General features: G+C 71.3%; 11 protein-coding genes. 5 read left to right on the top strand and 6 right to left on the bottom strand.

From position 1 onward, the window contains the following. Positions 1-11: 11 nt before the first annotated feature. Positions 12-962: a carbohydrate ABC transporter permease gene (locus ACZ7LE_RS02810; RefSeq protein WP_470401860.1), complete on the bottom strand. Its 951-nt coding sequence runs from the start codon at positions 960-962 to the stop codon at positions 12-14. After that, positions 956-1,879, bottom strand: a complete 924-nt coding sequence (locus ACZ7LE_RS02805; RefSeq protein WP_470401859.1) for an ABC transporter permease — start codon at positions 1,877-1,879, stop codon at positions 956-958. Before ACZ7LE_RS02805 ends, ACZ7LE_RS02810 begins: the two co-directional genes overlap by 7 nt. Positions 1,880-2,104: 225 nt before the next feature. Here ACZ7LE_RS02805 and ACZ7LE_RS02800 point away from each other — a divergent pair, with 225 nt between their 5' ends. Beyond that, complete coding sequence (locus ACZ7LE_RS02800; protein WP_470401858.1) at positions 2,105-3,121, top strand: LacI family DNA-binding transcriptional regulator; 1,017 nt, start codon at positions 2,105-2,107, stop codon at positions 3,119-3,121. Between the two features lie 12 nt (positions 3,122-3,133). Further along, entirely contained in the window at positions 3,134-4,093 is a 960-nt protein-coding gene (locus ACZ7LE_RS02795; RefSeq protein ID WP_470401857.1) for an NAD(P)/FAD-dependent oxidoreductase, read from the top strand. 24 nt (positions 4,094-4,117) lie between these two features. Here ACZ7LE_RS02795 and ACZ7LE_RS02790 read toward each other — a convergent pair whose 3' ends face one another. The 3 genes from ACZ7LE_RS02790 to eda form a co-directional block, all read right to left on the bottom strand. After that, positions 4,118-5,110, bottom strand: a complete 993-nt coding sequence (locus ACZ7LE_RS02790) for an NAD-dependent epimerase/dehydratase family protein (RefSeq protein ID WP_470401856.1) — start codon at positions 5,108-5,110, stop codon at positions 4,118-4,120. 120 nt (positions 5,111-5,230) lie between these two features. Continuing rightward, a complete protein-coding gene (locus ACZ7LE_RS02785) occupies positions 5,231-6,331 on the bottom strand; it encodes a sugar kinase (RefSeq protein ID WP_470401855.1) in 1,101 nt (366 codons plus the stop codon). Beyond that, positions 6,331-7,020 (bottom strand): bifunctional 4-hydroxy-2-oxoglutarate aldolase/2-dehydro-3-deoxy-phosphogluconate aldolase, encoded by a 690-nt coding sequence (gene eda, locus ACZ7LE_RS02780; protein ID WP_470401854.1) that lies wholly within the window; start codon positions 7,018-7,020, stop codon positions 6,331-6,333. Before eda ends, ACZ7LE_RS02785 begins: the two co-directional genes overlap by 1 nt. Before the next feature lie 69 nt (positions 7,021-7,089). On the opposite strand from eda, the gene ACZ7LE_RS02775 reads away from it, so the two are divergent. Beyond that, positions 7,090-7,890, top strand: coding sequence for an IclR family transcriptional regulator (locus ACZ7LE_RS02775; protein WP_470401853.1), 801 nt, complete (start codon positions 7,090-7,092; stop codon positions 7,888-7,890). Between the two features lie 108 nt (positions 7,891-7,998). Here the strand turns inward: ACZ7LE_RS02775 and ACZ7LE_RS02770 are convergent, their stop codons facing one another. After that, positions 7,999-10,560 (bottom strand): ATP-dependent Clp protease ATP-binding subunit, encoded by a 2,562-nt coding sequence (locus ACZ7LE_RS02770; protein ID WP_397391125.1) that lies wholly within the window; start codon positions 10,558-10,560, stop codon positions 7,999-8,001. 296 nt (positions 10,561-10,856) lie between these two features. On the opposite strand from ACZ7LE_RS02770, the gene ACZ7LE_RS02765 reads away from it, so the two are divergent. Beyond that, complete coding sequence (locus ACZ7LE_RS02765) at positions 10,857-11,477, top strand: hypothetical protein (RefSeq protein ID WP_400537972.1); 621 nt, start codon at positions 10,857-10,859, stop codon at positions 11,475-11,477. A 34-nt stretch (positions 11,478-11,511) separates the two neighbouring features. Beyond that, the gene (locus ACZ7LE_RS02760; protein WP_470401852.1) at positions 11,512-12,342 is read left to right on the top strand and encodes a hypothetical protein; all 831 of its coding nucleotides are present in this window, start codon (positions 11,512-11,514) and stop codon (positions 12,340-12,342) included. The last annotated feature ends 38 nt before the right edge of the window (positions 12,343-12,380 follow it).

Here is a 12,380-nt window from a genome sequence, read left to right as displayed (position 1 = left end):
GACGGCGCTGCTCAGCCCTTGACGGAGCCGAGCATCACGCCGGACACGAAGTACTTCTGGACGAACGGGTAGAGACACACGATGGGCAGCGCCGTGAGCAGCATCGTCACTGCCTTGACGTTGGCCCCGATCTGGACGGCGACGTCGCTGAGCCCCTCGCCGGTGCCGGTGGCGCCGGCGATGATGTTCCGCAGGAACACGGTCACCGGGTACATCTGGGGGTCGTCCATGTAGAGGAACGCGGGGAACCAGGAGTTCCAGAACCAGACCGCGTAGAAGAGGACCATCGTCGCGAGCACCGCCTTGCTGAGCGGCAGCACCACGCGGAAGAAGATCCCGTAGGTGGTCAGCCCGTCGATCGCGGCCGCCTCCTCGAGCTCCACGGGGAAGTTCTCGAAGAACGACTTCATGACGAGCAGGTTGAAGACGTTGATCGCCTGCGGCACGACGACGGCCCAGATCGTGTTCTTGAAGCCGAGCTCGCTGACCAGGACGTAGTTCGGGATGAGGCCGCCGGTGAAGAACATGGTGAAGACCGCGAAGCCGATCAGGATCATGCGGCCCTTCAGGTACTTCTTCGACAGCACGTACGCGAAGGTCGTCGTCAGCGCCATGGCGATGGCGGTGCCCACCACCGTGTAGACCACGGTGTTGAGGTAGTTGCGCCAGAACAGGTCCTGCTCCAGCACCGACATGAGCGTCGTCGTGTTGAAGCCGATGGGCCACACGGTGACGTCGCCGCTGCGGATCCCCGCCTCGGAGCTGAACGCCCGCGCCGCCAGGTTGAGGAACGGGTACAGCGTGACGGCGGCGACCAGCACCAGGACGGTGGTGTTGACCCAGCGGAACACCGTGTAGCCGGGCGTGTCCTTGACGGTGGTCGTCTCCGGCCGGGGCCGGGACAGGTCGGGGACGCCGGCGCCCACCGGGTCCGTGGTCGGGGCGGGGGCAGTGTTCACCACAGGGAGCTCCCGGTGACTCGGCGCGAGATGGCGTTGGCGGAGAAGACGAGGACCAGGCCGATCACGGCCTCGAACAGGCCGATCGCCGTGGCGTAGCTCAGCTGCCCCGAGGTGAGGCCGACGCGGTAGATGTACGTGGAGATCACGTCCGCCGTCGGCTGGGTCAGCGTGTTGTAGAGCAGGAAGATCTTCTCGAAGCCCACCTGCATGAACTGGCCGATGTTCAGGATGAGCAGCACCATCATCGTGGGCCGGATGCCGGGCAGCGTGACGTGCCACGTCTGCTGCCAGCGGTTGGCGCCGTCGATGCGGGCCGCCTCGTAGAGCTGCGCGTCGATGGTGGTCAGCGTGGCCAGGTAGAGGATCGTGCCCCAGCCCACCGTCTGCCAGACCTCGGACGACACGTAGATGGTGCGGAACCAGTCGGCCTGCTGCATGAACGAGATCGGGTCCCCGCCGAACAGCCGGACCAGGCGGTTGACCGTGCCGTCCAGCGACGTCAGCTCGAACACGAAGCCCGCGACGATCACGACGGACATGAAGTGCGGCAGGTAGCTGACCGTCTGCACGAAGCGCTTGAACACCCGCGAGCGGAGCTCGTTGAGCAGGAGCGCCAGGATGATCGGCAGCGGGAACACGATCACGAGCGTCAGCGCGCCGATGATCACCGTGTTCTGGAACGCCTGCCAGAACGCCTGGTCCTGGATGAACCGCTCGATGTAGTAGAAGCCGACCCATTCCTCGCCGAAGATCGACCCGCCCGGCCGGAACCGGCGGAAGGCGATGACGTTGCCGGCCATGGGCAGGTAGCGGAAGACCAGGAACCAGATGATCGGCAGGAGCGCGAGGCTGTAGAGGCGCCAGTGCTTGCGCAGAGCCAGGCCCCACGTTTCCTTGCCGCGTAGCTCTGTTGCCATCCCCACCTCTTTGTGGAACGTTTTCGAAACTATCGACGTCAGTGCCGATAGTGCTTGTCGTCACGGACAGTAGGGTGAGATCCGCCGACACGTCAAGACATGCCCCGAACGTGGTGATTACGATCCAGACACGGCATTCCATGCCGTGAACGAGACCTGATACTGGTGCGGGACGGTGTACCTTCGGGTCGAAAGTTCCGCTGACATGACCGAAAGGTGGGTGCGATGACCGGCGTGAGCCCCGGGCCGACCATCGCGTCGATCGCGCGCGAGCTCGGCCTCTCGGTGCCCACCGTGTCCAAGGTGCTCAACGGCCGGGCCGACGTCGCCCCCGCGACGCGCGACCGCGTCGAGGCCGCGCTGGAGAAGCACCAGTACCGGCGGCGTCGCGCGGCGACGGCGCCCGCGGGCAGCGGGCTGATCGACCTGGTCTTCCACCGCCTGGGCTCGGCCTGGTCCATGGAGATCATCCGGGGCGTGGAGGACGCCGCCGCCGAGCTGCGGACCAGCGTGATCCTGTCCGAGCTGGGCGGCGAGCACCGTCCGCCGGCCCGGTGGCTCGACACCACGATCGCGCGGCCGCCCCTGGGCGTGCTGCTCGTCGCCGCGAACCTCTCGGAGGCGCAGCACCAGCAGCTCGACCGGCGCGGCGTCCCGTACGTGGTGATCGACACCGACGGCGAACCGCCGGCCGACGTCGCCTCCGTGGGCTCCGACAACTGGAACGGCGGGCTGCAGGCCACTCGGCACCTGCTCGCGCTGGGCCACCGCCGGATCGCGATGATCACCGGGCCGTGGAACATGCTGTGCAGCCGTGCGCGCGTCGACGGGTTCCGGTCGGCGCACGAGGAGGCGGGTGCCGCCGTGGACCCCGGGCTCGTGCGCGCGGGCAACTTCTACGTCGAGGCGGGGTTCGAGCACGGACTGGAGCTGCTGTCGCGGCCCGACCGGCCCACGGCGGTGTTCGCGGGCTCCGACATGCAGGCCCTCGGCGTGCTCCGGGCCGCGCACCAGCTCGGCCTGCGGGTCCCGGAGGACCTGTCGGTGGTGGGCTACGACGACCTGCCGCTGGCCTCCTGGGTGGGCCCGCCGCTCACCACGGTGCGGCAGCCGCTCCGCGAGATGGGGGCGGCCGCCACCGAGATCCTGCTCGACATCGCCCGGGGCAGATCACCCAAGGTCCGCCGGCTCAACCTCTCGACGGAGCTGGTGGTCCGGGAGTCGACGGCGCCCCTGACCTGAGAAGGTGGGGGCATGTCGAACCGAGTCGTCGTCGTGGGTGCCGGCATCGTCGGTGCCTCCCTCGCCTACCACCTCGCCGCGCGCGGGGAGACGGTGACCCTGCTGGACGCGGGCCTGCCCGCCTCCGGTGCCACCGGCTCCTCGTTCGCATGGATCGGACGGCCGGAGACCTGCGACCTCCCGTCGGCTCCGTTGCGATTTCTCGCCCTGGACGAGTACCGGCGGCTGGAGCGCGAGCTGCCCGGCCTCCGGGTCTCGTGGTCGGGCTCCCTGACCTGGGACGGCGATGCCGACACCCCGCACCACGCCCCGGACGACGGCGCCCTCGATCCCGTCGAGGTCACGGAGCTGCTCGTCGCCGCGGCCGTCGACCGCGGCGCCGAGCTCCTCGTCGGCACCGCGGCGATCGGACTCGTGCGGGACGGCTCGGCCGTGACCGGCGTCCGGACCGCCGGCGGGGTGCTCCCGGCCTCGACCGTGGTCCTGGCCGCCGGGACCGGGACCACCGCGCTGGCCGCCGGCATCGGCGTCGAGGTGCCGGTGGAGTCGTCGCCCGCCGTCCTGGTGCGCCTGCGTGCCGCGCCGGGGCTGGTGCGGACCATCGTCGCCAGGCCTGAGCTGGAGGTACGGCAGCGCCCGGACGGGACCCTGCTGCTTCCGCTGGCCTACGCGGGGCAGACGAACAGGGCCGCCCTCCGGGACACTGCCGAGGCCGCCCGGCAGACCCTGCTCCGCTGGTTCCCCCAGGCATCTGACGTCGAGATCGTGTCCGCCGAGATCGGCTGGCGGCCGATGCCGGCGGACGGCGAACCGGTCGTCGGAGCCGCGCCGGGCACGGCCGGGCTCTACCTCGCCGTGATGCACGCGGGCATCACGCTGGCCGCCGCGGCCGGCCGTCTCGCCGCCGAGGAGATCACGACGGGGGCCGCGGCGCCCGAGCTCGCGGGCTGCCGTCCCGACCGGTTCGCCTGAGACCGCGTCTGCGCGGCGCGCCCCTCAGACCGTCCGGGCGTGCTCCGCGAGACGGTCGAAGGCCGCGTCCAGACCGGCGTCGACCACCTGCGCCTCGGGGTGGTCGTCGAACCACGAGACCTGCTCCTCGGCACCGATGTCGTAGGTGATGGTGGTGCCGAACTCGGGGACGAGCGTGCGCACCTTCGAGATGTCGAAGACCATCGAGTGCGCCTTGTCGCCCACCAGGCCGGGACCCAGGTCGGGCAGCGCCCGCGCGATGGTCTCGGACGCGACGTGCACCAGGTCGGGGCTGGGCACGCCCGCGGCCTCGGCCAGCCACGTGTAGATCTGGTCCCAGGTGGGCGCGTGCGTACCGGTGATATGGAAGGTGTCCCCCACGGCGAGCGGGTGGCCGAGCAGGCCCACGAACCCGACCGCGAAGTCCTCGGTGTGCGTGATGGTCCACAGCGAGGTGCCGTCGCCGTGCACGATCACCGGCTTGCCCGCGCGCATGCGGGCGACGTCCGTCCAGCCGCCCGACGTCGGCAGCACCGTGCGGTCGTAGGTGTGCGACGGCCGCACGATCGTGGCGGGGAACCCGTTCTCCCGGTACTCGTGCACCAGCAGGTCCTCGCACGCGATCTTGTCGCGGGAGTACTGCCAGAACGGGTTCCGCAGCGGCGTCGACTCCCGCACGGGCAGCCGCGACGGCGGCGTCTGGTACGCGGACGCCGACGAGATGAACACGTACTGGCCGGTGCGGCCCGCGAACTGCGCGACGTCGCGCGCCACGTGCTCCGGCCCGAACGCCCGGAACTGGGCGACGACGTCGAACTCCCGGCCGCGCAGGGCGGTCGCCACCGCCTCGGCGTCGTTCGCGTCGGCGACGAGCGTCTCCACCTCGGACGGCACCGTCCGGATCGAGGATCTGCCCCGGTTGAGCACCGTCACCCGGTGCCCGAGCCGAGCGGCTCTGGCCACCGAGGCATGACTGATGATTCCGCTTCCACCGATGAACAGGATGCTCTTGGACATGGCACCAATCCTTGCACCGTGCACCCTGTCTGCGCTGGTCGGGGGCGAGATCGGTCCGGTCTGCGGACACCCGCCGACCGGGCCTCCCGACCGGGCCCCCGACCTCGCCCCGCGACCTCGTCAGCGCTGCACGCGCGCGCTGCCGCCGCCGGCCAGCTTGGCGACCTCGGCGAGCGTCGCCATGGTGGTGTCGCCCGGGGTGGTCATGGCGAGCGCGCCGTGCGCGGCGCCGTACTCGACGGCCTCCTGCAGCGAGCCGAGCTCCATGAGCCCGTAGGCCAGGCCGGAGGCGAACGAGTCGCCGCCGCCCACGCGGTCGAAGATCTCCAGGTCGGCCCGGTGCGTCGCCTCGGCGAAGCCCTCCTTGCGCGACCAGGCGATCGCGCCCCAGTCGTTGCGCGACGCCGAGCGCACCCCGCGCAGCGTCGTCGCGATCACCTGGAAGTTCGGGTACGCCTCCGACGCCGTCTCGATCATGGCCCGGAACGCGCCGGTGTCCAGGTCGGTCAGGTTCTCGTCGACGCCCTCGACCTCGAAGCCGAGCGAGGCCGTGAAGTCCTCCTCGTTGCCGATCATCACGTCCACGTGCTGGGCCAGGCGTCGGTTGACCTCGCGCGCCCGCTCCTCGCCGCCGATGCCCTTCCACAGCGAGGGCCGGTAGTTCAGGTCGTACGAGACGATGGTGCCGTGCCGGCGGGCCGCAGACATGGCGGCCTCGGCGACGTCGGCCGACGACTCCGAGAGCGCGGCGAAGATGCCGCCGGTGTGCAGCCAGCGCACGCCGCGGGAGAACAGCGCGTCCCAGTCCACGTCGTCCGGCTGCAGCTGCGCGATGGCCGTGTGGCCGCGGTCGCTGACGCCCACGGCGCCGCGCGCGCCGAAGCCGCGCTCGGTGAAGTTCAGGCCGTTGCGCACCGTGCGGCCGATGCCGTCGTACGGCACCCACCGCACGTACTGCGTGTCGAGGCCGCCCGTGAGCATGAAGTCCTCGACGAGCCGGCCGATCTCGTTGTCGGCCAGCGCCGTGACGATCGCGCCGCGCAGGCCGAAGCAGCGCCGCAGGCCGCGCGCCACGTTGTACTCGCCGCCGCCCTCCCACACGTCGAAGCTGCGGGCGGTGCGCACCCGGCGGTCGCCCGGGTCGAGGCGGAGCATGACCTCGCCGAGCGCGACGACGTCGTAGGCGCTCTCTTCCGCGGGTCGGACGTTCAGGGAGGTCATCAGTTCTTCTCCTGGGTGGTCGAGCCGGTGCTGGTCGAGCTTGTCGAGACCCGGGCCGCGAGGTCCACGGCGTCGCGGGTGCGGCGGGTGATCTCGGCCCAGTCCCCCGCGGTGACGAGCGAGCGGTCGACCATCCAGGATCCGCCGACGGCCAGGACCGGCTTCAGGCCCAGGTAGTCGCCGAGGTTGGCGGCGCTGACGCCACCGGTCGGCACGAACCGCAGGCCGGGGAACGGTGCGGAGAACGCCTTGATGGCGGCGGGACCGCCCACCACGGAGGCGGGGAACAGCTTGACGACGTCGACACCGAGGTCGAGCGCCGCCATGATCTCCGACGGCGTGGCGACGCCCGGCAGCACGGGAATGCCGTGCTCCTGCGCGCGGCGCACGACGGCGGCCGACAGCCCCGGGGACACGATGTAGCGGGCGCCCGCGTCGACGACGTCGTCGACCTGGGCCACCGTGGTGACGGTGCCCGCGCCGACCACGACGTCGGGCTGGTTCTTGGCGACCGCGCGGATGGCGTCGAGGCCGCCCGCGAGCCGCAGCGTGATCTCGGCGACGGGCAGCCCGCCGGCCACGAGCGCGTCCGCGAGCCGGGCGCCCTCGTCGGCGCCGTCGACCACGACGACCGGCACGAGCCGGTGCGCGGCGAGCGCCTCGAGGACCGGGTTGTCGGGGGATGACATGCGTGCTCCGTTTCGCTATGGTGAACGCTTGTTGTTCACTGCGAAACGCATGCTACGTGAGGGATTCCCATGGAAGCCAGCCCGCTCGGCGGCGTGGACAAGGCGCTGCTGGCCCTCGACACCCTCGCGGGCTTCGGCGCCGCGGGCGCATCCCTGGCCACGCTGGCCCAGACGGTCGGCGTCAGCAAGCCGACCCTGCACCGCACGCTCGCGGCGCTGCGGCACCGCGGCTACGCCGAGCAGACGGCGGACGGCGCCTACCGCCTCGGCCCCTCCGCGCTGGCGCTCGGCAGCTCCTACCTGGCCGAGGAGAACCTGCCCGCGCTGCTGCACCCGGCCCTGACCGCGCTCAGCGCGGAGGTCGACGAGCTGGTGCACCTGGGCGTGCTCGCCGGGCGCGAGGTGGTCTACCTCGACAAGGTCGAGCCGCAGCGCGCGGTCCGCGTCTGGTCCGCCGTCGGACGGCGGCGCGCTGCCGCGACCACCGCGCTGGGCCGGGCCCTGCTGTCGGTCCAGGACCTCGACGACGCCGCCCTGGCGCGGCTGGCGGACGCCGGTGCTGACGCCGGAGCGGGAGCGGACTCGCCCGGCGATGTGCCGGGTGCCGCAGCCCGGACCGACCGGCTGCGCGAGGCGCTGACCCGGGCCCGCCGGACCGGGGTGGCCGACGAGACCGAGGAGAACGAGCGCGGCATCGCCTGCATCGCGGTGCCGCTGCTGCGCGCGGGGCGAGCCGTCGCCGCGGTGAGCATCACGGCGCCGGTGGAACGACTGCGGGGCGCGGCGCGGGCGGAGCGCGTCGACGCGCTGCGCGAGGTGCTGCCCGCCCTGCTCCCGGCGGGCTTGTCGGTCCCGCCGCGGGACGCCTGACGGCACTGCGCTCCCGCGTCCCGCGCGTCGGACCTGGGCATGACGAAGGCCCGGCCGCCCCTCACGGGGTGGCCGGGCCTTGTGTCAGGACCGGGTCCTACCGGGCGATCACGCCCCGCCGGCCGCCATCTGGCCCGACGGCGGCAGGTCGCGCGGCACCAGACCGGCGCCCGCGGGCACCGACTGGGGCTCGGCCGGGGTCGGCCGACGACGCTCGTCCCGCTCCACACCCTGGAAGCTGAACTCGCCGAGGATGCCCTCGCCCTCGCCGTCGACGATCACGAGCTGACCCGCCGTGAGCTCGCCGAACAGGATCTTCTCGGACAGCGTGTCCTCGATCTCCCGCTGGATCGCCCTCTTGAGCGGACGGGCGCCGAGCACCGGGTCGTAGCCCTTCTCCGCCAGCAGGTGCTTCGCGGCGGGGGTGAGCTCGATGCCCATGTCCCGGTCGCGCAGGCGACGGTCGAGCTTCGCGATCTCCAGGTCGACGATCTCGATGATCTCGTCCTGCGAGAGCTGCGGGAACACGACCACGTCGTCGACGCGGTTGAGGAACTCCGGCCGGAAGTGCTGCTTGAGCTCCTCGTTGACCTTGGCCTTCATGCGCTCGTAGGAGGTCACCAGGTCGCCGCCGGCGTTGAAGCCGGTCTGGACGCCCTTGGCGATGTCCCGCGTGCCCAGGTTGGTGGTCATGATGATCACGGTGTTCTTGAAGTCGACCACGCGACCCTGCGAGTCCGTGAGGCGACCGTCCTCGAGCACCTGCAGCAGCGAGTTGAAGATGTCGGCGTGCGCCTTCTCCACCTCGTCGAACAGGACCACGGAGAACGGCTTGCGCCGCACCTTCTCGGTGAGCTGGCCACCCTCGTCGTAGCCGACGTATCCGGGCGGGGAGCCGAACAGTCGCGAGACCGTGTGCTTCTCCGAGAACTCGGACATGTCGAGCTGGATGAGGGCGTCCTCGTCACCGAACAGGAACTCGGCGAGCGCCTTGGCGAGCTCGGTCTTACCGACACCCGTGGGGCCGGCGAAGATGAACGAACCACCGGGACGCTTCGGGTCCTTGAGGCCGGCGCGCGTACGGCGGATCGCCTGCGACAGGGCCTTGATCGCGGCCTCCTGGCCGACGACCCGCTTGTGCAGCTCGTCCTCCATGTGGAGCAGCCGGCTGGACTCCTCCTCGGTGAGCTTGACGACCGGGATGCCCGTGGACATCGCGAGGACCTCGGCGATCAGCTCGTCGTCGACCTCCGCGACCGTGTCCAGGTCGCCCGACTTCCAGGCCTTCTCCTTGTCCGCGCGGACCTGCGTGAGCTGCTTCTCCTTGTCACGCAGCCCGGCGGCCTTCTCGAAGTCCTGCTCGTCGATCGCCGACTCCTTCTCGCGGCGCGCCTCGGCGATGGACTCGTCGAGCTCCTTGAGCTCCGGCGGCGCCGTCATGCGACGGATGCGGAGCCGGGCCCCGGCCTCGTCGATCAGGTCGATCGCCTTGTCCGGGAGGAACCGGTCGTTGATGTACCGGTCCGCGAGCGTGGCGGCGGAGACCAGCGCGGAGTCCGTGATGGACACGCGGTGGTGCGCCTCGTAGCGGTCGCGCAGACCCTTGAGGATCTCGATGGCGTGCTCGAGCGACGGCTCGGCCACCTGGATCGGCTGGAAGCGACGCTCCAGGGCCGGGTCCTTCTCGACGTACTTGCGGTACTCGTCGAGGGTGGTGGCACCGATCGTCTGCAGCTCACCGCGAGCCAGCATGGGCTTCAGGATGGAGGCGGCGTCGATCGCGCCCTCGGCGGCACCCGCACCCACCAGGGTGTGGATCTCGTCGATGAACAGGATGATGTCGCCGCGGGTGCGGATCTCCTTGAGCACCTTCTTGAGGCGCTCCTCGAAGTCACCGCGGTAGCGCGAGCCGGCCACGAGAGCGCCCAGGTCCAGCGTGTAGAGCTGCTTGTCCTTGAGCGTCTCGGGGACGTCGCCCTTGACGATGTCCTGGGCGAGGCCCTCGACGACGGCCGTCTTGCCGACGCCGGGCTCGCCGATCAGCACCGGGTTGTTCTTGGTGCGGCGGGACAGCACCTGCATGACCCGCTCGATCTCCTGCGTGCGCCCGATGACCGGGTCGAGCTTGCCCTCGCGCGCGGCCTGGGTGAGGTTGCGGCCGAACTGGTCGAGCACGGCCGAGCCCGCGGGCTGACCTTCCTGAGGACCACCGGCGGAGACGGGCTCCTTGCCCTGGTAGCCGCTCAGCAGCTGGATGACCTGCTGGCGCACCTTGTTCAGGTCGGCACCCATCTTGGTGAGCACCTGTGCTGCCACGCCCTCACCCTCGCGGATGAGGCCGAGCAGGATGTGCTCCGTGCCGATGTAGTTGTGACCGAGCTGCAGCGCCTCGCGCAGGGACAGCTCAAGAACCTTCTTGGCACGCGGCGTGAACGGGATGTGCCCGCTCGGCGCCTGCTGCCCCTCACCGATGATCTCGGTGACCTGGGTGCGGACGCCGTCGAGCGAGATCCCGAGCGACTCCAGCGCCTTGGCGGCAACGCCTTCACCCTCGTGGATGAGGCCGAGCAGGATGTGCTCCGTGCCGATGTAGTTGTGGTTCAGCATCCGCGCCTCTTCCTGGGCGAGGACGACGACCCGACGGGCGCGATCCGTAAATCTCTCGAACATGTGCTGCTCCCTCACGAGCGGCGTACACCTGCACCGGCGGTACCAGGCCTGACCGCAATGACTCTATGCGCTCCCAACGCGCCCATGTACCGGTTGATGCCCATGTTCGCCAGGGGCGTGACGATGTACCACCCGCGGACGGCAAAGTCCGGCCCGGCGCGCGGCGACACGCCCGGACAAGCGGAATCGACGGCGAGTCCGGGCTGATTCCCGGCTGATTCCGGCGAAGGTCGTTGACGCCTCCCCGTGCACCCGGCAGTCTCGTTGTCAGACCCGCACCCGCGCCGGGAGGCCACATGGCGGACGAACCGAGCCCGACCCCCGAGTCCTGGGAACAGATCGTCGCGCGCTTCGCGCGCTTCTCCGGCGTCGTCGGCGAGGTCGACGACCCGCTGACCTGGGGCCTCGACCTCGTCGAGGAGGAAGTCACCGGGGTGTCCGACAGCACGGACCCCACCGAGGAACGCTTCCTGCGCTCCTACCGCACGTTCGCCGGCGAGACCGTGGAGGTCGAGACCCTCCGCGTCCCGGCCACCCCGGCGCAGGTCGAGGACATCGTCCGGGCCGCCTGCAGCGGCGCGCTCGTCGCCCCGCTGCACGCCGACGTCGACCCGGGGGCCTCGCCCGAGGTGGCCGACGTGGCCGACCTCGCCGAGTCGTACCAGGACTACCGCAGCGCGATGCGGGCCATCGTCGCCGAGGTGGACGACGTCCCGTGCGAGACCCGCCAGTTCCACGTCGACGGCACGGCCAAGCGCTGCATGCGGGTCACCGTGCGCAACGTGACCGCCGTCTACTCCCCCGCCGCCGACCGTGCCGTGGTGGTCACGGGACCCGCCGACCTGGTGGACCGGATCGACGTCATCACGCGGCCGATCCGCAACCTGCTCCACGGTGAGGAGGGGCCACGGTTCTGAACGGCTCCGCGGCCGCGGCGGTAGGATCGCCGCCGTGATCCGCACCACCGCCTCCGCCGCAGCGCTGCGGCCGACGGCACGTCACGCCGCGGCACGTCGCCGGCTCGCCCTGACCCTGCTCCTCCTGTGCGTGCTCGCCCTGGTGGGCACCGTCGCCGTCGGGCAACGAGCCGTGGCCGCCGAGCGCAGCGGCGACGACATCTGGGTGAGCGCCGACGGTGTCGCGTTCGAGCGCGGCCGCGAGAGCGACGAGGTCACGTACGTGGTCCGGTCGCCGACGTCGAAGAGCGCCCGGTCGTACTCGCGCGACCTGACCCGGTCCGAGCAGAACCAGGGCTGGACGTCGTTCCGGGAGGCCCGGCAGGCCTACCCGGACGGCTACTGCGTGGTCTGGGTCGAGGTCGAGGACGCGAGCAGCTGGCACGAGTCGGGCGACAACAGCGTGTGCACCGCCGTCGAGCAGGCCCCGGCACCCACCTCCACGCCGACACCGACCCCCGCGCCCGCCGACGACGAGACGACCGAGGCCACGCCCACGCCGACCACCACGGCCCCGCCCGTCGTGGCCGAGCCCGCGGCGCCGACGTCGACCACGACGCCCACGCCGACGCCCAGCCCGACCGCCTCGGCCACGCCCAGCCCGACACCGTCGCCGACCGTCTCGGCGTCACCCAGCCCCTCGCCGTCCCCGACGTCGACCCCGGCGCTGCTGCACGATCTCGGCCAGCCTGCCGCGGCCACCGTGCAGACCCCCGTCGCGGACGAGGACGAGGTGATCACACCGCTCGGCTGGGTCGCGGTGCTCGGCGGCGGGACGCTGCTGGCCCTGGGCGGCCTGCTGATGCTCTGGCGTCGGCTCACCTGACGCGCCGCCGACCCGGTTCGGCGGCGCCGGCACCGCTG

The sequence above is a fragment of the Promicromonospora sp. NPDC110617 genome (assembly GCF_055598465.1).
Note: the sequence above shows the minus strand (reverse complement) of the source record. Positions and strands in the feature narration are given on the sequence as shown.